This window comes from Pseudomonas sp. NPDC089741, from assembly GCF_044748825.1.
Lineage (GTDB): Bacteria > Pseudomonadota > Gammaproteobacteria > Pseudomonadales > Pseudomonadaceae > Aquipseudomonas > Aquipseudomonas helmanticensis.
The window spans coordinates 41,106-65,852 of record NZ_JBIVGT010000030.1; the positions used below are offsets into that span (position 1 = coordinate 41,106).

The following is a 24,747-nucleotide window of genomic DNA, read 5'->3' on the forward strand; positions in this document are numbered from 1 at the left end:
CCTTACTTGAGCATCGCCGTGACGGCGACGGTGGATCGGTTCGGCAGTTTGAGTTTTTCCGCGCGGCTTTGCGCTTCGCTGAATTGCGCGGGGCTCAAACCGAGGCGGCTGACCAGTTCAGCGGCACGGTTCCAGTCGTCCTGATAGAGCAGCAAGGTCACCAGATTCAGTGCCGCCAATTGATCGCTCTGCTTGAGTTCCATGGCGGTAAGAAACTCGAAACGCGCGTCGTCGATGCGCAATTGATTGAGGTACACCACGCCGAGGTCGTTGCGAATTTTTTCGTCGGTGGGCGCCAGACGCGCGGCGCGTTGCAGATGCGCCTGCGCCTGGCCGTAGTCGGATTTGGCCGCAGCGAGTTGTCCCAGACCGTGCTCGGCTTCGGCCGCCAGACACGAACCGAGCAGGCTGCGATACAACGGCTCGGCCTCGCTGCGCCCGAGCAGTCGATAAACCTTGGCCTTGCGCAAGCGCACGTCGGCGATGTTGTCCGGCAAGCTTTGCAGATTGGCGAGGCTGGCGTGCAGCTTGCCATCGTTGGCCATGTCATCGGCGAGGTTCAGCGACAGTTGCTGATCGGAACTCAACTTGGCGCAACTGGCCGAACCGGTCAGCGCCTCCCAAGGCATTTGCCCGGTGTTGGCACAGCCGCCAAGCAGCAGCAAACAGGCACCTGCAATCATTGCTTTCATCACGATCCCTCTAGGCTCCCAACGCTTTCGCCAGGGCGGTGAAACCCGGGCCGGCCAGGACAATCAATAACGCCGGGAAGAGAAACAGCATCATCACGACGGACATTTTCGCGGACATCTTGGAGATGTATTCCTGCAGACGCGTCAGGCGCCGGTCATCCAGTAATTGCTTGAGCGCCAGCAACGACTTCATCGCGCCGCCACCCTGATACAGCAACTGCTGGAGTATCACGCAGGTGTCGGTGAACTCATCGACCGCCAGTAACTGCGTGGCTTTGTTCAACTCTTCGCCCAGTTCGAGGCCGGAGTCGACACGGCTCAGCACCAGACGCAATTCATACGTCAGCACCGGCAACAACGCCTGACCTTCATGGCTGAGCACGCGCAACGCCTGCTCCACGGCCATGCCGGATTCGAAGAGAATGCGCAGCAGCGGAATGAACGTGCCGATCTCGCTGGCCAGTTGTTTTTGCCGACGCGCGACGGCGATCACCAACAGGCGCTTGGGCAACAGATAGCCGACGCCAAGCGCGAACAACGGCGCGATCCACTGCTTTTCCACCGCCGGGAAAAATACCGATTGCAGCAACACCGTCAGCGCCAGCAACAGCAGTGGCGAGCCGATCTGGCAAGCCGCGAACAGCGAACGCTGACGCGCACTGCGCCAGCCGAGCCGATTGAGCAGTGACTGGGTTTCGTTGTCGAGTTTGACGCTGCGCTGGCCGACCTTGCTGTCGCCGAGCACTTGCAGCAGGTTGCCAAACCGGTTTTGGCGCAGCAGATCACCTTCCAGCCGTCGATTGATCTGCCGGGCGCGGCGGCGCTGTTCCAGCAGGCCGGTGAGGAGTAAGGCGGCGGCGCCGAGCAGAAGCAGCGCGCTGATCATCAAGGGTGTGGTCATAGGCTGCGCAACATCCGCCAGAGCAACAGACTGCCGATCACCTGCATGCCGAAGGCCGTGGCCAGCATTCGTTGCCCCGAAGGGTCGTGCCACATGGCGACCAGATAAATCGGATTGGCCATCAGGAAATAACCGGCCATGACAATCGGCAGCAAACCCAGCACCCAGGCAGTGAGGCGGGTTTCGCCGGTCATCGCGCGCAACTGGCGCGAGGCCTGATCGCGCTCGCGGATCATCTTGATGAGGTTTTCCAGCAGTTCGCTGGCGTTGCCGCCGTAACGGTGATTGACCTTGAGGCCGAGGGCGAACAAACGGAATTCATCACGCTCGTACAGCTCCGCCAAGTCCGACACCGCGTCCGGCAGGCTCACGCCCAACTGCACGTTGCGCTGGACCCGGCCCATGGCGTTTTTCAGCGGGTCTTCGCTGGCTTCGATGCCGCCCAGCACGGCATCGGCGAGGGTGCGCCCGGACTTCAAACTGCGCACGGTGTGGTCGAGCAATTGCGGCAGTTGTTCGATCATCCGCCGCAAGCGCCGTTGGTAACGCCAGCTGACAAACAGGCGCACGGCCAGCGGCGGCAGCACGATCAACACCAGCAAACCGAGCACACCGGCAAGGGCAAAACCGATCAGCATGGCGAATGCCCACAACAGCAACCACAGGCCTAGGCGATCCGTCGGCCGACCGAGACCGGCACGCAAAAAAGCGCGCTCCAGTCCCGCCCAACGTGGCGCGTCTGCTGTCAGTTGTGGCTGGCCCTGATTCAGCCGATCAAGCACACGCTCGGTGCCGCCCTGGCGCCAGCCGTTGTAGAACAGGCGCAGCGACAACCCGAGCAAGCCCAGGCAAATCACGATCAGCAGCAACGGTTTGAGCATGCCGTGGCCCTCAGTGCGCCAGCGTCGGTTCGCGACGCAGCTTGTCGCCCGCCGGGTTGACCGCTTCGCGCAGGAAACCGAAACCGGTGCGCCGGTCGAGGCGAAACAGCGTATTGGTCACATAGACGTCATCGCGCACACCGACCACCTCCACCACTTCACTGACGCAGCGCCGCCCATCAGGCATGCGCGTCAGTTGAATCACCACATCAAGGGCAGCACAGATCATCTGCCGCAAAGTGCGTTCAGCGATGGTGCGCCCCGTCAGGCCGACCAGGGTTTCCAGGCGCAGCAAAGCATCCTGGGCGTTGTTGGCGTGCACGGTACTCATCGAACCGTCGTGACCGGTGTTCATGGCGGTCAGCACGTCGACCACTTCGACGCCGCGTATCTCGCCGAGGATGATCCGGTCGGGGCGCATGCGCAGGGCGTTGCGAATCAGGTCGCTGGCCTTGACTTCACCGTGGCCCTCGGCATTCGGCGGGCGGGTTTCCAGGCGCACGACGTGCGGGTGGCCAAGCTGCAATTCGGCGACGTCTTCGATGGTCACCAGACGTTCGTGCGGGTTGATCAACTGGCTGAGAATGTTCAGCAGCGTGGTCTTGCCGGTGCCGGTGCCGCCGCTGATGAGAATGTTGCAGCGCTTGCCCACCGCCTCTTCGATGAAGTCATAAATCGCCTGATCGATGGTCTGCATCGCCATCAGGTCGGTACTCTTGAGCATGTCCTTGCGAAATTTGCGGATCGACAGGCACGGCCCGTCGAGGGCAATCGGCGGGATGATCGCGTTGACCCGGCTGCCATCCGGCAGGCGCGCATCGACCATCGGCGACGACTCGTCGAGACGTCGCCCGAGTGGCGCAAGAATGCGCTGCATGACCCGTTCGACGTGGTGCGCATCGATAAAGCGCAGGTCGCTGAGGTGCAACACGCCATCGCGTTCGATGAACACCCGGTGCGGGCCGTTGACCAGAATCTCGGTCACGGCGCTGTCGCGCAGCAGCACTTCCAGCGGGCCGAAACCGGTCAGTTCGTCGACGATTTCTTCGGCCAGACGCTCCATTTCATAACGCGAAATCGCCAGGTGCAGGCGCGCGATGTATTCGGCGACTTTGTCGATGACGAACTGCGAGAGCACCTGCCGCGAGCCTTCCAGCAGGTTTTTCCCAGACTCTTCAATGGCGTCGATGATGTAGCGGTGCAGCACCAGTTTCAGACCGTCGTGGTCGGTGTTGCCGGGCGCAGCGCGCTGCGGGCCACCGAACAGTTGTTCGCTGCTCATGACGTGCCTCGCAAGCGGTTGAACCAGTTGGCCTTGGGTTTGGCCAGGCCTTCGGAGCGTTTTGCCAGGCGTTCGCCGAGGGCGCGCAGGCTTTGGCTGATGGCTTCACGCGGGGCCAGTTCGAACAGGGTGACGCCCTGGTTTTTCGCGTTGAGGCGGATCTCCGGACTGAACGCCAACACCGCGATCACTTCGAGGCCAAAGGTCTTGCCGAGGGTTTCGGAATCCGGTGCGACGTTGCGCAGGTAGCGGTCGATCAACAACCGGCCGTGATCGAGTTTCATGCCTTTCTCGCGCCACAGATTGAGCACCGCGAGGTTGCGCCGACAGTCGAGGACGTTCTGGTCGGTGTACCACAGCAGCTTGTCGCAATGGCTGACGAACGTGCGCAGCGCTTCACTGTCGGGCTGGCCGGTGAGGTTGACGACGATGTGCTGGAAGTGTTGGCGCAAGGCGCTGAGCAACATGTACAACTCGGCGGCGCTGGTGCGCTCCAGTGGCTCGTCACTGGCGGCGTACGCGAGAATGCGCAAGCCCGCTTCGGCGCTGGTGAAGGCGCTGTCGATCAGCGTTGCATCGAGACGCCGCAAGTGCCGCAGCGCATCGCCGAAATGAAACGAGCTTTCCAGCCCGAGCAAGGCCAGGCTGTCGCCGCGCGGCAAACCCAGATCAAGCAGCAACGTCTGCTGTCCGCTCTTCTGCACCACCAGCGCCATGTGGTTGGCCAGCAGCGCGCCGTCTGCGTTGCTTTGCACGCCATAAAGCACAGTCAGACCACCGAGTTGGGTATTCGGCGTGACGGCTGGCAGGCGTTTGCTCAAGCGCCGTACCAGCCCGGCGACTTCACTGGAGCGCGAGCCATAAGCGACGAAATCCCGCGCACCGGCACGCATCGCGTTGAGCACCAACTGATTGTCCATGCCGTCGCCGAGGGCGACGATGGCGAGCATCGGTTTGGCTTCGAGCACGCCTTCGATCAACGCGCTCTGCGCGACCAGATGATCGCGATCCAGCCCGACGAACACCAGGCTGGCGAAGGTCACGTCGACCAGCGCAAGCAACTCGTCAAGGCTGCCGCCACCGGCGCTGACCACTTGGCCGAGCGGCGCCAACGCGCCCTGCAACCACTCCAGATCAGTGTCGTTGCGAGTGATGGCGAGGAAGGTCTGACTGAGGCTCTGGCTCATTGCGATAACCCACTGCGTTTATCGAAGTTGCCGTTTTCAAGGAAGTACAGGCGATACCAGTTCGGGTCGTAGTTGCGCAGTTTTTCACCCGGTAGCGAAGGCAATGGCGCGTTCACTGCCAATGGCTGCACCAGGTGGGGGGTGACGATCATCAGCAATTCGCGCTCTTCGCGATTGATCGATGAGTTGCGGAAAAACGCGCCGATGATCGGGATGTCGCCGAGGCCGGGAAACTTGTTCACTTGGGACGCGTTTTGGGTGCTGATCAAGCCGCTGATGACGAAGCTTTCACCATCGGCCAGCGAGATGCTGGTGTCGGTACGGCGGATGGTGAACGCCGGCACGGTTGTGCCGCCGATGGTCACGCCATTGTTGTAGTCCAGCTCGCTGACTTCCGGCGCGACCTTGAGGGCAATGCGGTCGCGGCCAACGACGGTTGGCGTGAGGGTCAGGCGGATACCGAACTCCTTGTACTCGATGGAGTAGCTGTTGCTGTTGGCGCTCGGTACCGGAATCGGAATTTCGCCGCCGGCGAGGAAGCTCGCGCTCTGCCCGCTCAACGCCACCAGGCTCGGCCGCGCCAGGGTGTAGGCGAAACCGCTGCCTTCCAGCGCATTGACGATGCCGAGGAATTTACTGCTGCCGCCACCCCAAACGATGTTGAACATGTCGTTGGCCAGCGGAATGCTCGGTACGGCGATGCGCGGGTCGGGCAAGTTGCGCAGCGGCACGAAACCCGGCGTAACGGCAGTGTTGGGCACCGTGCCCGGACCGCCGAACAGAAAGTTGTTGGAACCCTTGCCGTAAATCGACGTGCCCGCCTCTTTCAATTTGGTGCGGCTGACTTCAACAAAGCGAATATCAGTCTGCACTTGCGACGGCAGGGTCGGATCGTCTGTCGCCGGCAGTGCCACCGCAGTCATTGCCGCACTGGCCCTGCCCTGCACAAACACCATGCTCTGGCGCGGTGAACTGGCGCAGGCTGTCCAGATCATCAGCGTGGTTGCGCCGGGCGCGACGCCGGTGAGCAAAACACCTTGATCACCGGTCACGCGCACGTCGGCAATTTTCGGATCGCCGACCGCCACGCGGGTGATCGCCACGGGTGATTGCAGTGCCTGTTGCAGACCTTCGCCGACTTCCAGCGTCGACGGTAACGGACCAAGTGCGGCGCAGTTGCCGACCGCGGCGACCGCGCTGCCGATCGAGGCGACGCTCAGCAGCGAGGCCCGGAGCAAGCCGTTGAACAGGGGCGTGAAGCATTTGCGCATGTAAAGGCGTCCTTGCTCGAATCAGGGAGTGGGTTGAGCGTTTTCGGCACCACGGATGACTTCCACGGTCGCTTTGCGCGCCGTCGGCTGCCCCGCCACGGCGAGAGGCCTGGGCGGTGGCGAGAGTGACAGTTGGCTGAACTCGATCAACTCGCGACGCGGCGTATCGAGCTGTCTGGCGACATCGTTGGCACCGGCCCAGTATTTCGCCAGTTGCTGTTCATCGGCGCTGCGCACCGCCAGGCGCAAGACGCCGGCACCGGACGCCAGCATCAAACGGCTGAGCAAGGCTTCCGGCACGGCCAGCACCACGCTGCGTGCAGCCATTCGCTGTTGTTCCTGCTTGAGTCGTTCATCGTCGCTGCGCGCCGGGCTGGTGGGTTGACCGTCGTTGGTCAGGCCCATCTGGCTGCCGACACCGAGCACGCGCACCGCTGGCACCACCAACTGCGCCGACGGCTGTGGATTGTTTTCGTCCTTGCGCAAAAACAGCAGCACATCGACGTAATCGCCCGGCGCCAGTTGCCCGCCAGCATTGATCACTTCATCCACGGCCACCGCCAGCGCGCGCTCACCGGGACGAATCATTCGCGCCAATTGGCTGCCGGGTTCGAAGCTTTCTTCACTCAGCCAACTGCCGGCACTCAACGGCCGCCATGGTGTGCGGCCGACGACTTGATCGACAGTGCTGAGGCTGCCAGCAGGCGCGGTGCGCAGTTTTTCCACGGCGACATCGGCGGCGGTGATTTTGCCGAACGGCGCGATGTCGCGTAGCAACACCACTACCGGTTGGCGGGTCGGATCTTCAACGGGCGCCGCCGGTGCAGCGACGGGGGCAACGGGGGCGACCGCAACCGGTGCGGCGACAGGTTCCACGGGCGGTTGCCGACTCAATGTCAGCCCCCAATATCCGGCAATGATGGCACCCAGCAAAAACAAGCCGGCCAGGCCCAGAGTGATGCGACTGTTCATGACGGCTCTCCCTTTCCCGCTGCGCGTTCTGTCTTATGCAATGACCCGTAACTTCCAACGAGATAAATTCGCAATCAGGCAGCTATGAACAAGTAACTATTTCGCTATTTGACGGTAGTCCAGCGCGAACAAAACGCCATTAACAGCGATGAAATATCCAACGAAAGTAGGAGGCTAAAGCGCCAAACATGGTTTTTTAGTGTAATTGCGCCAACTAATACTTTGGCGTTAATACGTTCTTACAGTTGTTGGGCCGGGGAATGCCGACAATGCTGATGCTGGCACAGGGAAATCATGTTGCGAACGCGCAACACCTGGCGTGCTCAAGGAGAATCCTCATGTCGTATTCCCACATTGCGCAAAAAATCAAATCGCAAGTCGCCTTCTTCAAAGGCCTGGCCAAAGACACCGAGGGCGCGTCCGCCATCGAATATGCGCTGGTGGTCGGCCTCGTGGCGCTGGTGATCGCAGCCTTCGGTAACGGCATCGGCACTCAGGTCACCGCGATCCTGACCCGGATCCAGACGGCACTCACCTGATCGGATCGATAACTTGTCAATGCGGCCATTGGGTTCTAACGTCAGCACTCAGTCCATTGCAGGTGTTGCCTATGAACTCTCCACACACTTCACGCCAGCAGTTGCTCCTCGTCGACGATGAGGAGGACGCACTGCTGGAGCTGGCGGAGTTGCTGGAGGGCGAAGGCTTCACCTGTCATACCGCGACGTCGGTGAAACTGGCCCTGCACCATCTCACTCGCCATCCCGATATTGCGCTGGTGATTACCGATCTGCGCATGCCGGAAGAAAGCGGCATGTCGCTGATCAAGCGTCTGCGCGAACATACCTCGCGCCAGCATCTGCCGGTGATCGTGACGTCCGGGCATGCCGATATGGAAGATGTCAGCGACATGTTGCGCTTGCAGGTGCTGGACCTGTTTCGCAAGCCGATCTATCACGTGCGCCTGCTGGAAACCCTGGACAACCTGTTTCCCAAGGCCAAGGCGAATCAAGGTTGAGGCAGGGGGTTTTAATTGTTGCCGGAACCCACTGCGATCAGTGCGCGGTCACCCGTTGACGCAAGCCGGAATTGCTCGGCGATAACGCCAGGGCCAATTGGGTGCGGTTATGCATGTGCGTCAGACGCAGCACTTGCGAGACGTAGAGTTTCACCGTGTTCTCGGTAATCCCCAGTTCGCAGGCGATCTGATAGTTGGTCTGGCCTTTGCCCACCAGCCTGGCGACATCGAGCTGGCGCGGCGACAGTTGATTGAAGATCGCGGGTATTTCCACGGTTTCGCCTTCGCCTTGCTCTTCTTCACTCGAAGACGTGGGGCCACGGCGGACTTTGTCGAGGTCCTGGTACAGGTCGTCGATCGACTCGGAGAGGTATTGCAGCTTTTGATTGAGGTTGCCGAGTTGCAGGGTTTTCTGCCGTTCGGCCAACACCGCTTCCTGACGACGCAAACCTTCAAGCAGTTCGTCCAGGTTCACCGGTTTCTGGTAGTAGTCGGCAATCCCGGCTCGCAACGCCTTGATCACGTCCTGCTTGTCGGCCCGCCCAGTGAGCATGATCGCTTCAAAGAACCGCTGCTTGCCCGCCAGGCGTTGCAGCTCTTGCACCAGCTCAATGCCGTCCATGTCCGGCATGTGCAGATCGCACAGCACCAGGCCGATGGCAGGGTCTTGGCTGAACTGGTCGATCGCCTGCTGGCTCGATTCGCACGGCACACAGCGGTAACCGCTGCTTTCGATGAATTCGCAGAGTTCTTCAACAATCAGCGGTTGATCGTCGACCACCAGAACTTTTACAGCAGACGTTAGCTTGCTCACTTGCTACTCCATGCCCAGGCCAAAGGCTGACCGTTCCTGTAATAACGCTGATTTGAAAGTAGACCCACTTTCCGACTATGTACATAGCAGTAGTGGCATGGGGCGACTAATGGATCCAAAGCAGAGTCAGGATTGCGCCCACCAGCACGAACGGTGCAAATGGCAGCTTATTTGACTTTTCCGGGGCCATATATCGAAGACGTTCCCTAAGCCGTTGACTCATATGCAGCCAGAGTTTTGGCGCCAGCAGTAACCAGAAGACGCTGGCGATTGCCGCGCCGATAAACGTGCCGAGCAGATGAGTGCCGTCCGTCGCGAGAGCGAAAGCTGTCATAAGTTTCACATCGCCAGCACCGAAACGGTTCAGCAGATAGCCTGGCAGCGTCAGCAACAGCGCCAGCAAAAAAGCCCAGCCGCCCTGCACCGCGTCTGCGCCCAGCCACGTTTGGCCAGTCAACAGCAGATACACCGCCGCCAACCCGCCAACGCCGAGGGTCAGCAGATTGCCGATGTGCCGCTGGCGGGCATCCTGCGCCGCGCATAGTGTCAGCCAGATCAGTAGGACAAAGCTGTGCATGCGGTAAAAAACGTCCGTTTTGGCCGAATGATTCTATGCTGATACTACGTAGTGAATGTCAGGGTAGACGCACTCATGAAATCCGCCCTCCCGCGCAAGCAAAAAGGCGCTGTCGCCATCGAGTTCGCCTTGGTGTTCGTCATCTTCTTCGCCGTGTTTTATGGCCTGGTGAGCTACAGCTTGCCGTTGTTGCTGATGCAGTCATTCAATGAGTCCACCGCCGAAGCCGTGCGCCGCAGCGTGGCGCTGGATCCGGCGACCGCCAACTACTCGACCGCCGTCACCGCCACCGCCCGCACCGAGCTGACCCGGCAGTTGGGCTGGCTGCCCGCCGCGTTGAATTTCAATGCGGCCACCGACAGCTCGATCACTTACGTCGGCGGTGTGTTGACGGTGACCATCAACTATCCCACCAGCAAATTGAATCAGGCGTTGCCGTTTCTGGTGTTGCCGGGCGTCGGCACGGTGCCGCGCCTGCCGGCGACATTGCGCGCCTCGTCGAGCCTGCAATTTTGAGTGCCGGTGAAACGCTGTTCAGCCGCTTGCTCAATCGACAACCCGGCACCTCCCCACCACTGGAAAGCCCGGTGGCGCAAAGCGTCGGCCTGCAGTTGTATCTGGATGGCGACGGCCAGGTCCTGCACCTGAGCGGGCCATTACGGCACTTGCTCGCGCAACGCATGGCCAGCACGCAACCTGCGCATCTGCTGGATTACCTGCTGCCGCACAGCAGTCTTGCCGTGGAGGGACAACCGGCCGACTGGCAAGGACAATTGCTCGACCTCGATTTTTTCAGCCTCGCCGGCCCGCCGCTGCACTTGCGCGGCTGGGTGCAAGCGCAGGGTGACGGCTGGCTCCTGCAGATGCTCGATATCGGCGATTTGCTCGGTGAACGGCGTCAGGCGCGTAGCCGCGAGCAAGCGCAAATGCTCGCCACGCAGATTCGCGATCAATTACGCCTGTGCAGCCTCGCCCGCCTGCCGGATGCGCTGGGCGAGCAGTTGCAACGCCTGAGTCAGCAATTGCACATCCCGTGTCTGGCGGTAGCGCTGCTCGACGAGCAAGGCCTGGGCTGGCAGATTCATCAGCATTACACCGCGTTGAACGCGCCCCGACTGTGGCGTGAACAGCAGCGTTTTGGCACTGGCCTCGACAGTTTGAACGGTGCAGCACCGCAACGTTTGCTGAGCAGCGAACAGCCGCGTCTGAGCGCATTGTTCGGCCCGCATGCAGGTTTCGCCGTGCCCTATCGCGATGCCCAAGGCGTGGCGGCATGGCTGCTGTGCGCCGACTACAACGCGCAACAACAGGCGCCGGACCTCAGCGATCACGACTGGCTGCTGCTGGCAGCGGCGGTGGCAGCACCGTTACTGGAGCGCTTGCGCGAGCATCGTCACCATCAGCAACTGGAACGCCTGGAAACCCTGCAAGCGCTGCTCGGCACCGGTTGGTGGGAAGTATTCAGCGACAGCAACGAAGTGCAGTTGGCGCCGACACTGGCGCAAAGCCTGGCGTTGACGACGACGCGGTTGCCGATTCAGGACTGGTTCAATCAGGTTCACCCCGCCGACCGCGATGAGCTGCGCAGTCGCCTGCAAGCGCTGCAAGACGAAGGCGTGCCGCTGGAGTTGTGCGTGCGCTGGCAAGCCGACGCGCAATCGTTGCCGCTGTGGTATCGCCTGCAAGGCCGCTCTTTGGGCATCGGTGCCCAGCGCCGGCTGGTGGGTTTCATGCTCGACATCAGCGACATCAAGAATCAGCAGCAACAGGCCGCCGCAGCCCATGCGCGGCTGGACAATCTGATCGCCAGTTCGCCCGCCGTGATCTACGTGCAACGCTACGTTGCCGGGGCGCTGCAACCGACGTTTTTCAGCGCCAGCCTGAGCGCTCTTTTGGGCTGGAGTCTGGCTGACTGCGACGATGGCCGTCTGGTCGAACACGTCCATCCTGATGATCGCCCACACTATTTCGAACGCACTCGGCAGTTGCTGCGCGAAGGCGCGGTGAGCGCGCGTTATCGAGTGCTTGACCATCAGGGCAACGTGCACTGGCTGCTCGACGAAGCCAAGTTGCTGCGCGACGATCTCGGCTTGCCGGTAGAAGCCGTCGGCCTGTGGCTGGACGTGACTGACGCCACTCTTGCCGCCGAACAGGTCAAGGCCAGTGAAGAGCGCTACCGGATTTTGGTGGAAGATTCGCCGGCGATGATTTGCCGTTATCGCCCGGACCTGACCCTGACGTTCGGCAACCGCCCTTTGGCGATGTACCTGGAATGCGCGCCGGAGCAATTGCCCGGGGTCAATCTGGGCAGCTGGATGTCGGACGAGCAACGTGAAGCATTCCTCCATCGTCTCGCGCAACTGACGCCGGAGGTGCCGGTGAGCACAGCGGAAATCAACCTGTGCCTGCCCGGCCGTGAGCATGCCTGGTGGGTCTGGTCGGATCGCGGCGTGTTCGATGAACACGGCACACTGATCGAGGTACAAGCGGTGGGCCGCGACAACACCGAAGTGCGCCGCTCGCAGCAACAACTGACGCAAAGCGCAAAAATGGCCACCCTTGGCGAAATGGCCACCGGCCTCGCGCATGAAATCAATCAGCCGCTGAACGTCATGCGCATGGCCATCGTCAATGTGCTCAAGCGTTTGAGCAATGGCGACGTGCAGATCGACTACCTGACCGACAAACTCAATCGCATCGACGCGCAAGTGCAACGGGCCGCGCGGGTGGTCGATCACATGCGCGTGTTCGGCCGGCGCTCGGAAGTCGAACAGCAGCCGTTCAATCCGCTGGAGGCGATCGAAGGCACGCTGTCGCTGCTGTCTGAAGGATTGCGCGGCAAAGGTGTCGAATTGCGGATCAAGGAGGCTGGCTTTGAGGTTCAGGTGCGCGGTTACGTCGATCAACTTGAACAAGTGCTGATCAATCTGATGGTCAATGCCCGCGACGCGCTGCTCGGCAAGCGCGAAGCCAACCGCGACTTCCAGCCGTGGATCGCCCTGCATGCCGAGTGTGACGAACACGTCGTGCGGCTGTGGGTCGAGGACAATGGCGGCGGCATCGACCCGCGTTTGCTGGAACGTATTTTCGAGCCGTTTTTCACCACCAAACCGGTCGGTGTCGGCACCGGTCTGGGCTTGTCGGTGAGTTACGGCATCATCGACAACATGGGCGGACGCCTGAGTGTGCGCAACGGCGACGAGGGTGCGCGGTTCTGCATCGAGCTGCCGATTGCGCTGACCGATTAGATCGCCAGCATCGGCTGCCCCGGTGGCCGGCAACTGAGGTTGGCGCCGACATCGACCTTGTTCAGGGTGATGCCGAGATTGGCCAGCAAACCATCAAGAATCGGGTCGAGTACCGGGCTGAGCAGATTGTCGATGACCACGCCCAACGTACTGTTGACGCTCGCCAGCACGTCCGCAGTGGTGGTCAGCAAGCCACCGAGCAAACTCGAACCGGTGGGTTTGTACGCCTGCACCTGAACCCCGCTCAAGGTGCCTTTCAGACTATTGACCAGGCCCTGCGTACCGAAGCTGTAATTCAGCGGCGTCTGCTTGATTTCCGGTGGCTGGTTGTAGGTGTGGATGTTCTGCATGCTCGCCACTGAGGTATCGACCATAACCCCGAGACCGCCGCCGTAAAACGGTTTGCGCGTGCTCTGGTCGCACGTCGCCGAGCCCAGCCCGAGCAGCGGAATGGTGCAGGTGATGACGCCGACATCGATCAACGCCAATGGCTGCACGGTGACATCGGCCGAGGAGGAAAACGCATTGGTCGCGTCGATCTTGCCGACCTTGAGTTTGACCAGTGACGAGTTGGTCTGGGTGGTCAGGCTTTTCGTCGCATCGCTGACGCAGTTGAAATCGGTGACATGGCTGTCAGCAGCGGCAGCTTCAAGGAGGATGTCGATGCTCGAGGTCGGCAGAATTTGCAGATTGGTGCGCTGACAGGTGCCGCCCAATGCGCAGAACAACGAGTTCAGCGTGCCGGCGATGTTCAGGTGCAGCAGGTTGTTGAGGGTGTCGGTCAAGCCACCGACCAGCGGCGTACTGACGATGGCGCTGGCCAGACCGGCGACACCGGACAGCAGTGGCAGGTTCAGCGAGATCAGTGTGCGTACCTGCGCGGTTTTCACGTAGATGCGGTTGGCGCCCATCGGGTCGGCCTTGGCCAGCGCCGGGTTGCCCACTGCCGACAACTGCGGCGGCTGGATGACTTTGACTTTCACCGAACCATTGACCAGCCCCGGAATGCTCAATGGCACGGTGGCGGTCAGGGCGTTCTGACTGTTGGCCAGTTGCACCACGGCTTCGAGTAACTGGAACACCTGCAGATTGGCATTAAGCGCGGCCGAGGTCGCGCCAGTTTGCAGTTGCAGCAACTGACCGAGCACCACCGAGGTGTTGCCGACGATGGCCTTCAACCCGAGCAAGCCGCTGACCGCGACACTGGTGGTGCTGCCACCCTTGGTCAATACGGTGATGGCGGTGTCGATCAGTTGATTGATCTGGATGCTTTGACTGAGTACCTGGGTGTAGTTACCGGCGTCGACGTGGACGTCGAGCGCCAGTTGATTGAGATAACTGAGCAGACTGATATTGGTGTCCACCAGACCTTGCCAACCGGCGACGCTGAGGTTGAGGCTGCCGCCGAGCAGTCCGCCCCACAGCGCATTCAACGCGGCTGACTTGCTGGCGTCGACCGTCAGTGCGGTGGTACCGATGGTCAGTTGCGCCATCGGCGGCAGAATCGCCGACGTGCCCACCGCCGTCGCGTGCAGGCGCGTGGTCGGAGCGACGCTGCCCGGCCGGAACAACGCGTACAGTGCGGCGCCAACACTGGTGGGCACCACGCGCGTGGCGACGACGCTGATCGCTTCTTTCTTGCTGGCATCGACGGTGAAGGCACGCAGGTTGTTCGCACCGGTTTGCACGGTGCCGCAGGTCACGGCAAGGGTCGTATCCTGCGCCACGGCAAAACCATTGCGCGCGGCGCTGGCGGTGGCAAAAGCGGCGGCGCTGAGCCCTGTCAGGCAATCACCGCTGCGCGAGATCGCCTCGAGCGCGGCGACATCGACCACCCGCTGCAAGCGCCGTTGTTCCATGTACAAGCGACCGCTGTCGACCACCAGCACCATGCACACCAGCGCCAGGCCGAGGGTTAACGCCGCCATCAGACCGATCGCCCCGCGTTGCCGGGCCGGGCCGTTGAAATGCGAACGAGGCGACATGGCGCACTCCTTTGCCGTGACCTCCATTGATGCAACTGAGTGTAGACGCGCCCGGCCCTGCCTGCTGGCAACACGCCAGCCTCAGCGCAAAAACCCAGCGTTCTGTTGAAACGGCCCTTTCAAGATCAACAGATCGCAGCCTGCGGCAGCTCCTACAGGGGTTAGCGTGGGGGGTAGTTGGTGAGGATGCGGGCGACCGTCTCGCGGATGGCGTTGCTGCGATCCTCGGGGTTGGGCTTGCTGGCGAGCATTTGCTCGTCGCTGCCGCGCCACACCAGTTTGCCGTCCTTGCCGTCGAGCAGGTCGATCTGGATGGTCGCGACTTTGTAGGTGATGTTGCGCGTTTCGTTGTACATCGGCGCGCCCCAGTAGCCATTCCATGGGCCGCCCCAACCGCCGCCGTAATTGGTCGTCACTTGTTGCTGACGATCCTCGACGATCAGATAAGTCTGCACATTCAAATCACCTTTGGCGCCCGCAGCCGCCGGGCGCAGACCACGCTGATCAAGTTGATCCGTTACCGCTTGGCGAATGCGTTGCTCGGTCAGGTCGCTTTTGATCCGTGGATCATCCGGGCGATATTGCAGGGCGGGGTCTTTCCAGCTCCAGCTGCGATAGGCGGCAAAGTCGCGGCTGGCGTCGAAGTCATGATTGACCTGGTTGGCGGCGCAAGCACTGAGCAGTGCGGCCATGGCCAGTAAAGCGAGACGGCGGAACATGGTTTTTCTCCGGTTGAAGACATGAACCTGCTAGAGCTTCTCATTTGCAGCAAGCTAACTGGGAGGATACGCCGACATGGCCTTTTCCACAGCCTCGCGAATCGAATCCGTGCGGTCAATCTGATTGCCCTTGGCGCCGGTTTCCGCGCTGGCACTCCACACCGGTTGCCCCGTGCCGGCGTCAAACAGATCGACTTGCACCACCACGACCTGCTCGGAATAGGTGCGCACCACCGGCACGCTGTTGTACATGCCGTAGCCGCGCCCATAACGATCATAGCCGCCGTATCCGCCGCCGTAGTAGCCGTAATCGTCCTGCGCCTGACGCAAGCGCGTTTGCAGGCTCAGATGGGCGCTGACCAACAGGTCGGCCGGACGATTGTCATGCAAAGGGCGCAAACCCCGTTGATCCAGCGCGTTGCTCACCGCCTCGGCCACTTGCGCCGAATCCGCCCACGCCGTACCCGGCGGCAATTGACCGTTAAGCCAGGCCCAACTGCGGTAGCGCCCGTAATCACGCGGCGGCGCCGGGTAAGCGCTGCGGTCAAAGGTGTTGGCCGCTTGCGGCGGCGCCGGCGGCAACGGCCGCGACTGCGCCACGTAAGGGTTGCTGCCCTGGCAGGCGGCCAACCCCAGACAGATCAGCAATAACCCGGATTGAGCTTTCATTTTGTGCTCCGATCAGACCGGCCGGCAGATCCAGTGCAGGTAACGCCCAAGCCCGGCGAAGCTTGGGTGACGACGGTGAGCGAGCTCCATCTCGAGCAAATCGACGAGTTCGGCGCGGGCCTGGAATTCCACCGGCATGTAGTCGTGAAAAACCCGGATCCCGCTCTGGCTTTCGACCTGCCACAGGCCGTCGAGTTGCGTTGCCAATTCGCGCGGATCGAGCGGTTGCTGCGGGGTCAGGCTCTGCTTTTCACCGGCCATGTCGTTCTTGCGCATTTTCTTGAAATGGCCTTTGAGCAGGTTGCGGTAGATCAGCGCGTCGCGGTTGTAGAACGCCAGCGACAACCAGCCGCCGGGCTTGGTCAATTGGTGCAGCACCGGCAGGATCGCGTGGGGTTCGGCGAGCCACTCGAGCACGGCGTGGCAGATCACCAGATCGTAGGGTTCGGTGAGTTGCCCGAGCAACGCCTGCCACGGTGCCTGAATAAACGTCGCGGTTTGCCCAGCCTCGGCGAAACGCTGGCGGGCGCCTTCGAGCATCGGCGCGGCCGGCTCGGTGAAGGTCACGTCGTGGCCACGTTCGGCCAGCCATAAAGACATGTGGCCGAGACCACCACCGATGTCGAGCACCCGCAACGGGCGATCCGGCAACGCTTCGGCAAGGTCGGCCTGCAACACCGCGAGGCGAATTGCGCCTTTGGCACCGCCGTAGATTTTTTCGGCGAAACGCGTCGCCAACTGATCGAAATGCCGGTCGCTCATCAGCTGAACCGCCGTTCGCTGTCGGCGAGCTTGCTGCGCACCACTTCATTCATGTCCAGGCCCAACTCGCTGCACAGCAGCAACAGATACAGCACGATATCGCCGACTTCCTGCCCGGCGTGGGCGAGTTTTTCAGCGGGCAACTGGCGCGACTGGTCCTCGCTCAGCCACTGGAAAATTTCCACCAGTTCAGACATTTCGACGCTGGCGGCCATGGCCAGGTTTTTCGGGCTGTGAAATTGCCGCCAGTCATTGCGGTCGCGAATGGCGTGCAGGCGTTCGGTCAGTTCAACAAGGTTCATCGGGCTCTCCTGAAGGCGTATAGCTTCAAGCGGATACGCCCTGAAGGCAAGACCCATGTAGGAGCTGCCGCAGGCTGCGATCTGTTGATCTTGATCTTTGAAAAACAACATCAAAAGATCGCAGCCTGCGGCAGCTCCTACAGGTTTTACGTTCGGCGCTGCATTGGGCCATACTCGTGGCAGGGAACTCGGCCACCTGCGTTGTGGCCCAAGGCTCAGCTCTTTCATCAGGATGAACACATGCAGGTAGAAAGCTTTTTCGAGTGGCTCGGCCAGGCGCTCGGCTCGATCATCCGCTTTATCGTCGACGGGCTCAGTGGCCTGTTCAACATTCTGAGCCATGCCGGCGGCAATTTTGTCGACGGGCTGGCGAAGACGCTGGGGATGGACACGTCGATCATCAGCATCATCGCGCTGATCGTCGGGCTGATGCTGCTGTGGTCGGCGATTCGCGCGTTCATGAATGCGTCGATCATTGCCGGGATCATTTGGTTGCTGCTGGGGTTGTGGTTGCTCAGCTGGATAATTCACTGACACCACAAAACCTTGTAGGAGCTGCCGCAGGCTGCGATCTGTTGATCTTTTAAGGCAACATCAAAAGATCGCAGCCTGCGGCAGCTCTACCTGTTTATCCGGGGCGCATAAATCCTCACCCACTACCTCCCGCACACAACTTCTCCCCTGCAAGAGTTTGGTTCAGTGGAAACATTTCTAGCTGACCCACCGTCTACAGGAGATTGTGTTAATCGCTACAATCCCCGCTCCCCCAAGGAGCCTGCATGTCCAACCTGACCACCGACTGGCGCGATCGTCCGACTCATCGCAAAGTCTGGGCGCTCGCTGCGCCGATGATCCTTTCCAATATTTCCGTACCGCTGGTAGCGCTGGTCGACAGCACCGTCATCGGTCATTTGCCCCACGCCCATCAGTTGGGTGCCGTGGCGGTGGGCGCCAGCCTGTATACCTTTCTCGCCTGGGCCATGGGTTTTCTGCGCATGGGCACCACCGGGTTTGCCGCGCAGGCGGCCGGGCGCAGCGATGGCGCGGCGTTGCGGCAGATTCTGTTGCAGGGCCTGCTACTGGCGATGGGACTGGCATTGCTACTCGGCAGCCTCGGCGTACCGTTGAGCGGCCTGGCGCTGCATTTCATGCAGCCGTCAGCGGAACTCGATCAGCTCACTCGCGACTTCTTCCACACGCGGCTGTTCGGCCTGCCGGCAGCGCTGGCCAGTTACGCGCTGGTTGGCTGGTTCCTCGGTACGCAGAACGCACGCGCGCCCCTGGCGATTCTGCTGACCACCAATCTGATCAACATCGTCCTCAATCTGTGGTTCGTCATTGGCCTGGACTGGGGCGTGGTCGGATCCGCGCGCGCCTCGGTGATCGCCGAATGGAGCGGCGCCCTGCTCGGCTTGCTGCTGACACGCAAAGCCTTACGCGCGTATCCCGGGCACATCATCTGGGCGGCGCTGAAGCTGTGGCAGAGCTGGCGACCCTTGCTGGCGGTCAATCGCGACATCTTCATCCGCAGCCTCGCGCTGCAATCGGTGTTTTTCATGATCACCGTGCAAGGTGCGCGGCTCGGCGATGCAACGGTCGCGGCCAATGCGCTGCTGCTCAACGGCCTGCTGCTCACCGCCCACGCACTGGACGGGCTTGCGCATGCCGTTGAAGCGTTGTGCGGGCATGCCATCGGCGCGCGTGATCGTCTGGCCCTGCGCCGTTCGCTAGTGGTGGCCGGCGGCTGGTCATTGATCGCCAGCCTCGGTTTTGCTGCGCTGTTTCTTCTCGGCGGGCATCTGTTCATCGAGATGCAGACCAATATCCAGAGTGTGCGTGACACGGCGTTTGTCTACCTGCCTTATCTTGCCGTGCTGCCATTGATTGCGGTGTGGAGCTACCTGCTCGACGGCCTGTTCATCGGCGCCACCCGCGCCCGCGAAATGCGCAACGGCATGCTCCTGACCGTTGTCCTGCTATTGCCGTTCGCCTGGGCGCTGCAAGGGTTGGGCAATCACGGCCTGTGGATGTCGTTTCTGCTGTTCATGGTGCTGCGCAGCCTCACGCTCGGGGCGATGGCCTGGTGGCTGAAGCGCAATGACGGCTGGTTCAGCGGCGGCGTTCACTGAGTCGGCGTGTGCTGGATGAAGCCGACGATTTGATCGAGTACCGGCGCCAATTGCCGCAGCGGCCGCGACAATGTCGCGACCAGCGTCACATGGCTGGGCCGCGAGTAATACAGATCCTGCACCGGCACCCCGGCCCCGCGCAGCTTGCGCGCCAGGCCACCGGTGTTGCGTGTCGGGTTGACCAGATCATCCTCGGTCGCGGCAATCAGCAAGGCCGGCGGTGCGCCCCGGCTGACATGGTTGATCGGCTGCGATTGTGGCGGTGAATCCGGCCAGAAGAACACCGGGCGCACGTCAGGATTTTTGATCGGCAGGAAATCATAAGGCCCGGCCAGTCCGATCCAGCCACGCAGATCGTGGGGTGACATGCCCACCGCCGCGAGAAAATCCGCATCGAGGGCGAGCATCGCCGCGTTGTATCCGCCGGAACTGTGACCGAGCAAATACAAGCGTTGCGGGTTGCCGGAATACTCGCGGATATGCGCCTTGGTCCAAGCCAGCGCCTGCGCGCCGTCCTCGAGAAACGCCGGATAGCGCACCTGCGGGTACAAGCGATAATCCGCCACCACCGCAACAATCCCCCGCGAGGCCAACGCTTCGCCGACGAAGGTGTAATCCCCGCGATCGCCACTGTTCCAGCTGCCGCCGTAGAAAAACACCACGACCGGCGCATCGGCGAGCGGCTGACGCGGCACGTAGACGTCGAGCTTCTGCCGTGGATCAGCACCATAGGCGATACCCGTCGTGCGGCTGAAGGTGTCGTCCGGCGTCAGCGCATTGAGGATTTTCACCGGCGAACAGCCACCGAGGCTCAACATCAGCAGGACGCTGGTGATTGCGCCGAACCACGTTGAACCGAGCCATTGCCGAAAACCAACGCTCATGGAGGCTGCTCCCTCAGGGTTATTCTTTCTGCCAGTGTCGCCGCAAATAATCGAGCCGCTCCTGTTGCGTCAGCCCCGCCGGTTGCGGCACCAAAACTTCACGCGGATGCTGCAAGCGTAGCCACAACCAGCCATCGAGCACCGCGCGCTCGGTAAATCCCAGCGCCATGCCTTGCCCGGCATGCAGCGACAACTGCGCATAGGCGACACCCATGGATTGGCTCCAGCGCCAGATATGCTGCTCCAGCAGGCAAGTCTGCAGGCGCTCGCACTGGCGCGGGCTCAGCGTTTCCTCGATTGCCAGGCGTTCGACCGGCAGGCGCGGGTTGCGTAACTGTTGCCAGCCCTCAGAGCCGACGCCGCGATCCGCCCAGGTGCCACCGAACCAGCGCACCTGCCGGATCGGCCCGAGCCAGCGGCTCAACTCGCGGGCATCGCAGGCATCGAAGAAGTAGCTGGCGGTCTGGCGGTTGTAAAAGCCCAGCAAGGCCCGATGGCTCAGGCCGAATGAAACGGTGAGCATGCGGCGCAAATGCCCGAGCAACGGCTCCACAGGCGTTGTGCTTTCGAGGAGCAGGCCGCGCCAGGTCTGTGGATCGCTGTGACACAAGGCCGCCAGCGCCGGGCAGTTCTGCAGGCTGATCAACAGCGGCCCTTGCTCACGAATGGATTGAAACTCGGTGCCGTCGAACAGCCAGAAACACTGCACGCCAGCGAAGCCTGCGCGTAACGTGGTCAAGGCCTGCGGCGCATCGACACTGTCGAGTAACAACCACTGCGCGACGGCGCTCATCGTCCGCCGCTCTGTTCAAGGGACGTCACCAGCCGACAGGTACACACCGCCTGCGAACAATGCACGAAGCTGCCGCCACCCGGCATCAGACACAGCAGCATCAAAGGTTCCGCCGATTGCAGCAGGCGTTGCAGCCCGTCATCGAGTCGGGTTTGCGGCGGTAATGGCAAGGGCTGGTCTGCGACCGGCGCCGCAGCGACTTGCAATACACCAGTGATCATCGGTTGATCCGGATCACCCTCGAAGAAACTCACCACCACTTCGACACCCTCGGCCAGTGCATTCATTGGCGCCTCGGCCAGGGTTGGCGACATAGGCAGCCAGCAATGGCTGTCGGCGGCACCCTCGCCCTGATACGACCAGTCGAACTGCACCGCGACCGGACGCGATTGATCAGGACGCGGTTCATCGACGGCCACCACCCAGGCCCGTTGCAGACTGTGCATGCGCTGGCGAACAGCAACCGTCGCCGACGCAGCAACCCAGGACTGCTCCAGCGCAAAGATCCGGTTGCTGTAGGCCGGGATCTGAAGTTGATCGGCGTGATGCTCGATTCGGTTCAACAACCAGCGCCGGTTGCATTCACCCAGCGGATGGCCGCTCAGTGCCAGCCACCGGCCGCTGCGCAATCGCGCCAGCTCACTGCAGCCTTCGGCCGTGCGCGTCGACTGCGCGCCGCTGGCCAAGCTCTGACGTTGGCCCTGCAACCGCCATTGGTGGATCGCCTGCGGCTCACTTTGCCCGTCACCTTCGCCGCAAAACACCGCCGCGACGGCTTGCGGCAGTTGCGTCGGATCATCGCCGAACACCAGGCAATGTCCGTCGGGACGATGCTCGAAGTGATAGTGAATGCGCGCCTGCCGGCACAAGCGCTGGAGCAGTTGCAGATCCGATTCGTGGTACTGGGTGCAGAAGGTCCGGACCGGATGATCGACGCGGCACTCGAAGCGGCGCTGCGCGCCAACGATGCCGTGTTCCCTGAGCACTTGATCAAGGATCTGCGGCACCGAGCGGCCACTGAATATGCGCTGGCTGAAGCGCAGACCCAGGTAACTCAACCTCGGCCCCAGACGCACTCGGCACAACCTCGCAGCATGGCCGTACTCGTGCTGGACAAGGCTTTGCAATTGCCCGTGCACACCCTCCCCCAGCGCGCCGAAACAAAGAAACGCTGATCGGTAGAGCAAACCGGCAAGGTCCAGTTGCGCATCGTCGATCAACACATCGATCTCGAACGCAAACGGCTCACTGAGCGCTTCGTTACCGGTAAAGGCCAGGACTTCGAGGGGGTCGGACAGACCCGCTACATCGAGACGAAACAACGACTCGTTGAATGGATCGAACATTGGCGGATCTCTACAGGAGGGGCGGCCGAGGATTCTCGCCGAGAGGCATGGCCGAGTAGAGTGCCGAAGTACAACTTAGGAAATGACCTACGCGAAAAGCAGACCGGATGACTTTGCTGACCCGGATAGACAAGGATTTCACGCGGAACTTGGGATATGTCCCACCGGGATATCCGAATTTTCCCCGGCTAGCGGGGAAAACTTCAGACAACCCGGTGAAACGACAACCTGCCGTCAGGAAGACAGGTAGGAGGAACGGGTCAGGCCCAGACGCAAGGCATCGAGGAATTGCGTGCGCTCGCCGGCACTGATGCGCGCGCTGGCGCACTTGTCGCGGTAGTGCGTCATCAGTTCTTCTGGCGACAAGTGCACGTAACGCAGCATGTCTTCGATGGTGTCGTGGGTCTCGATACCGGCGTGGTACACGCTGCCATCGGCGTTCTGGTAGATGTTCACCGAGTCGGTGTCACCGAACAGGTTGTGCATGTCGCCAAGGATTTCCTGATAGGCGCCGACCAGGAACACGCCCAGCAGGTAGTCTTCACCTTCGTTCAAACCGTGCACCGGCAAGCTGGTTTCGATGCTCTGCTCGTCGACGTACTGGTTGATCTTGCCGTCGGAGTCGCAGGTCAGATCCTGCAGCACGGCGCGGCGCAGCGGTTCTTCGTCAAGACGGTGCAGCGGGATGATCGGCAAGACCTGATCGATCGCCCAGGTGTCCGGCAGGCTCTGGAACACCGAGAAGTTGCAGATGTACTTGTCGGCCAGCTTGTCGTTGAGCTCGTCGAGCACCTGACGGTGCGAACGCTGACGCGCTTTCAGCGAGTTGTGCAGGCGACGGCAGACCGCGAAGTAGCACTGCTCGGCCAGGGCTTTTTCGGCCAGGGTCAGTTTGCCGTCAGCGTACTGCGCAGCCACGTCGCTCATGTAGTGCGTGGCGCGCCAGTAGGTTTCGGTGACCATTTCGATGTCGGTCGGGCCGAGCAGGTCAACCAGCCACTGCACGGTTTCCGGCAGCGATTCCTTGTTTTCGATCTGCGGGATTTCGTCGTTGTGCTTCTCGACGTCAGTCACCTGCACGACCAGCATCGCGTGGTGCGCGGTCAGCGAGCGGCCGCTCTCGGAGAAGATGTGCGGATGCGGCAGGGCCTGCGCATCGCAGAACTCCTTAAGCATGCCGACCACGACACCGGCGTAATCGTCCATGTCGTAGTTGATCGAACTGGCGTTGCGCGAGTGGGTGCCGTCATAGTCGACACCGAGACCGCCGCCAACGTCGATGTGATCGACCGGCAGACCGAGGTTGCGCAACTCGCCGTAGTAACGGATCGCTTCCTTGAAACCGTGCTGATAGTCAGCCAGGTTGGCAATCTGCGAACCCATATGGAAGTGCAGCAGGCGAATGCCCTGATCGAGACCGGCCGCGCGAAAGCGCTCGACCACCGACAGCAGTTGTGCCGCCGACAGACCGAATTTGGATTTCTCGCCACCGGTGTCCGCCCACTTCGACGACGCCAGCGACGACAGGCGCACGCGCAGGCCGACCTGTGGCTTGACCTTCAGCGAGGCGGCTTCTTCGATCACCAGAGCGACTTCGGATTCTTTCTCGATCACGATGAACACGTTGTGACCAAGCTTCTGACCGATCAGCGCCAGACGAATGAATTCGCGGTCCTTGTAGCCGTTGCAGACGATCGTACCGCCCTTCGGCGCCAGCGCCAGTACGGCCAGCAATTCAGGCTTGGAGCCGGCTTCCAGGCCGATGGAAACGTCCTGGGTGGCGATGATGTTTTCGATCACCGCTTCTTGCTGGTTAACCTTGATCGGGTACAGCGCGGTGTACTTGCTCTGGTATTCCAGACGCTCGATGTTGGCATCGAAGGCGCCGGTCAACTGGCGGACACGGTCTTGCAGGATGTCGGGGAAACGAACCAGCAACGGCAAGGACAAACCGCTTTTGCGCAGTTGGTCGACTTGCTCGAACAGGTCAATCGGCGAGCTGCTCGGGCCGTTCGGACGAACTTCGACGCGACCGGCTTCATTGATCGCGAAATACCCGGCCCCCCAATGGCGAATCCCGTAAACACTGCGGCTGTCCGCAACTGTCCATTGGCTGCCATCGTCTTTACGTGTGCGTCGTACGGACATCGAAGTCCCCTATAAAGAGTCATAGTGCGTCGCCTGATCTCAGGCCGGCGCAGTCTAAAGAATGAAAATGACGGTTCGTCAGCGCGGCGGTAGACCGCACTGACTGCGTGGAGTTTAGAAACCGGTCATGAACAGGCTCTGTGAAAACCATGGAGACGACGCCGGAT

24 protein-coding genes are annotated in these 24,747 nt (G+C 61.4%); 6 read left to right on the forward strand and 18 right to left on the reverse strand.

Annotation, left to right across the window (positions count from 1 at the left end; all coding sequences use genetic code 11):
• Positions 1 to 2: 2 nt before the first annotated feature.
• Genes ACIPZE_RS22795 through cpaB form a run of 7 tightly spaced genes read right to left on the reverse strand, consistent with a single transcriptional unit; the run spans position 3 to position 7,186 of the window.
• Positions 3 to 692: a tetratricopeptide repeat protein gene (locus tag ACIPZE_RS22795; RefSeq protein WP_129388610.1), complete on the reverse strand. Its 690-nt coding sequence runs from the start codon at positions 690 to 692 to the stop codon at positions 3 to 5.
• A gap of 10 nt (positions 693 to 702) precedes the next feature.
• Positions 703 to 1,593, reverse strand: coding sequence for a type II secretion system F family protein (locus ACIPZE_RS22800; RefSeq protein WP_400775430.1), 891 nt, complete (start codon positions 1,591 to 1,593; stop codon positions 703 to 705).
• Positions 1,590 to 2,474 (reverse strand): type II secretion system F family protein, encoded by an 885-nt coding sequence (locus tag ACIPZE_RS22805; RefSeq protein WP_400775433.1) that lies wholly within the window; start codon positions 2,472 to 2,474, stop codon positions 1,590 to 1,592. Before ACIPZE_RS22805 ends, ACIPZE_RS22800 begins: the two co-directional genes overlap by 4 nt.
• A 10-nt stretch (positions 2,475 to 2,484) precedes the next feature.
• Positions 2,485 to 3,756, reverse strand: coding sequence for a CpaF family protein (locus ACIPZE_RS22810; RefSeq protein ID WP_129388601.1), 1,272 nt, complete (start codon positions 3,754 to 3,756; stop codon positions 2,485 to 2,487).
• Positions 3,753 to 4,943: a pilus assembly protein gene (locus ACIPZE_RS22815; RefSeq protein WP_283437834.1), complete on the reverse strand. Its 1,191-nt coding sequence runs from the start codon at positions 4,941 to 4,943 to the stop codon at positions 3,753 to 3,755. Before ACIPZE_RS22815 ends, ACIPZE_RS22810 begins: the two co-directional genes overlap by 4 nt.
• Positions 4,940 to 6,214, reverse strand: coding sequence for a type II and III secretion system protein family protein (locus tag ACIPZE_RS22820; protein ID WP_400775436.1), 1,275 nt, complete (start codon positions 6,212 to 6,214; stop codon positions 4,940 to 4,942). The genes ACIPZE_RS22815 and ACIPZE_RS22820 overlap by 4 nt, the downstream gene beginning before the upstream one ends.
• Before the next feature lie 21 nt (positions 6,215 to 6,235).
• Positions 6,236 to 7,186 (reverse strand): Flp pilus assembly protein CpaB, encoded by a 951-nt coding sequence (gene cpaB, locus ACIPZE_RS22825; protein WP_283437836.1) that lies wholly within the window; start codon positions 7,184 to 7,186, stop codon positions 6,236 to 6,238.
• A gap of 338 nt (positions 7,187 to 7,524) precedes the next feature.
• On the opposite strand from cpaB, the gene ACIPZE_RS22830 reads away from it, so the two are divergent.
• Entirely contained in the window at positions 7,525 to 7,725 is a 201-nt protein-coding gene (locus ACIPZE_RS22830) for a Flp family type IVb pilin (protein ID WP_008078249.1), read from the forward strand.
• Positions 7,726 to 7,796: 71 nt separating this feature from the next.
• Positions 7,797 to 8,204 carry a response regulator gene (locus ACIPZE_RS22835; RefSeq protein ID WP_129388589.1) on the forward strand — a complete coding sequence of 136 codons (408 nt, stop codon included), beginning with the start codon at positions 7,797 to 7,799 and terminating at the stop codon, positions 8,202 to 8,204.
• A gap of 37 nt (positions 8,205 to 8,241) precedes the next feature.
• Here ACIPZE_RS22835 and ACIPZE_RS22840 read toward each other — a convergent pair whose 3' ends face one another.
• A complete protein-coding gene (locus ACIPZE_RS22840) occupies positions 8,242 to 9,018 on the reverse strand; it encodes a response regulator transcription factor (protein WP_283437837.1) in 777 nt (258 codons plus the stop codon).
• Between the two features lie 106 nt (positions 9,019 to 9,124).
• Entirely contained in the window at positions 9,125 to 9,595 is a 471-nt protein-coding gene (locus ACIPZE_RS22845; protein WP_400775441.1) for a prepilin peptidase, read from the reverse strand.
• A 75-nt stretch (positions 9,596 to 9,670) separates the two neighbouring features.
• Between ACIPZE_RS22845 and ACIPZE_RS22850 the strand changes: the two genes are divergently transcribed.
• Together ACIPZE_RS22850 and ACIPZE_RS22855 are read left to right on the forward strand one after the other, a co-directional pair.
• Positions 9,671 to 10,111: a TadE/TadG family type IV pilus assembly protein gene (locus ACIPZE_RS22850; protein ID WP_129388581.1), complete on the forward strand. Its 441-nt coding sequence runs from the start codon at positions 9,671 to 9,673 to the stop codon at positions 10,109 to 10,111.
• Positions 10,108 to 12,843, forward strand: a complete 2,736-nt coding sequence (locus tag ACIPZE_RS22855; RefSeq protein WP_400775444.1) for an ATP-binding protein — start codon at positions 10,108 to 10,110, stop codon at positions 12,841 to 12,843. Before ACIPZE_RS22850 ends, ACIPZE_RS22855 begins: the two co-directional genes overlap by 4 nt.
• Here the strand turns inward: ACIPZE_RS22855 and ACIPZE_RS22860 are convergent.
• The 5 genes from ACIPZE_RS22860 to ACIPZE_RS22880 form a co-directional block, all read right to left on the reverse strand.
• Positions 12,840 to 14,828, reverse strand: coding sequence for a TadG family pilus assembly protein (locus ACIPZE_RS22860; RefSeq protein WP_283437840.1), 1,989 nt, complete (start codon positions 14,826 to 14,828; stop codon positions 12,840 to 12,842). The genes ACIPZE_RS22855 and ACIPZE_RS22860 overlap by 4 nt on opposite strands.
• Positions 14,829 to 14,989: 161 nt before the next feature.
• Positions 14,990 to 15,547 carry a DUF4136 domain-containing protein gene (locus ACIPZE_RS22865; RefSeq protein WP_008078236.1) on the reverse strand — a complete coding sequence of 186 codons (558 nt, stop codon included), beginning with the start codon at positions 15,545 to 15,547 and terminating at the stop codon, positions 14,990 to 14,992.
• A gap of 54 nt (positions 15,548 to 15,601) precedes the next feature.
• Positions 15,602 to 16,216 carry a DUF4136 domain-containing protein gene (locus ACIPZE_RS22870; protein WP_283437841.1) on the reverse strand — a complete coding sequence of 205 codons (615 nt, stop codon included), beginning with the start codon at positions 16,214 to 16,216 and terminating at the stop codon, positions 15,602 to 15,604.
• Positions 16,217 to 16,228: 12 nt separating this feature from the next.
• The gene (locus ACIPZE_RS22875; RefSeq protein WP_283437842.1) at positions 16,229 to 16,978 is read right to left on the reverse strand and encodes a methyltransferase domain-containing protein; all 750 of its coding nucleotides are present in this window, start codon (positions 16,976 to 16,978) and stop codon (positions 16,229 to 16,231) included.
• On the reverse strand, positions 16,978 to 17,280 hold the full coding sequence (locus tag ACIPZE_RS22880) for a MazG-like family protein (RefSeq protein WP_092273824.1): 303 nt from the start codon (positions 17,278 to 17,280) through the stop codon (positions 16,978 to 16,980). Before ACIPZE_RS22880 ends, ACIPZE_RS22875 begins: the two co-directional genes overlap by 1 nt.
• A gap of 240 nt (positions 17,281 to 17,520) precedes the next feature.
• Between ACIPZE_RS22880 and ACIPZE_RS22885 the strand changes: the two genes are divergently transcribed.
• A complete protein-coding gene (locus ACIPZE_RS22885) occupies positions 17,521 to 17,814 on the forward strand; it encodes a hypothetical protein (protein ID WP_129388561.1) in 294 nt (97 codons plus the stop codon).
• Between the two features lie 245 nt (positions 17,815 to 18,059).
• Positions 18,060 to 19,409: an MATE family efflux transporter gene (locus ACIPZE_RS22890; protein WP_400775449.1), complete on the forward strand. Its 1,350-nt coding sequence runs from the start codon at positions 18,060 to 18,062 to the stop codon at positions 19,407 to 19,409.
• Here ACIPZE_RS22890 and ACIPZE_RS22895 read toward each other — a convergent pair.
• The 4 genes from ACIPZE_RS22895 to speA form a co-directional block, all read right to left on the reverse strand.
• Complete coding sequence (locus tag ACIPZE_RS22895) at positions 19,403 to 20,293, reverse strand: alpha/beta hydrolase (RefSeq protein ID WP_400775452.1); 891 nt, start codon at positions 20,291 to 20,293, stop codon at positions 19,403 to 19,405. The two genes, ACIPZE_RS22890 and ACIPZE_RS22895, sit on opposite strands and share 7 nt — an antisense overlap.
• A 19-nt stretch (positions 20,294 to 20,312) precedes the next feature.
• Positions 20,313 to 21,086, reverse strand: coding sequence for a DUF4123 domain-containing protein (locus ACIPZE_RS22900; RefSeq protein WP_400775453.1), 774 nt, complete (start codon positions 21,084 to 21,086; stop codon positions 20,313 to 20,315).
• Positions 21,083 to 22,432 carry a type VI secretion system Vgr family protein gene (locus tag ACIPZE_RS22905; protein ID WP_400775455.1) on the reverse strand — a complete coding sequence of 450 codons (1,350 nt, stop codon included), beginning with the start codon at positions 22,430 to 22,432 and terminating at the stop codon, positions 21,083 to 21,085. Before ACIPZE_RS22905 ends, ACIPZE_RS22900 begins: the two co-directional genes overlap by 4 nt.
• A gap of 234 nt (positions 22,433 to 22,666) precedes the next feature.
• Positions 22,667 to 24,580 carry an arginine decarboxylase gene (gene speA / locus ACIPZE_RS22910; RefSeq protein ID WP_129388549.1) on the reverse strand — a complete coding sequence of 638 codons (1,914 nt, stop codon included), beginning with the start codon at positions 24,578 to 24,580 and terminating at the stop codon, positions 22,667 to 22,669.
• Between the last annotated feature and the right edge of the window lie 167 nt (positions 24,581 to 24,747).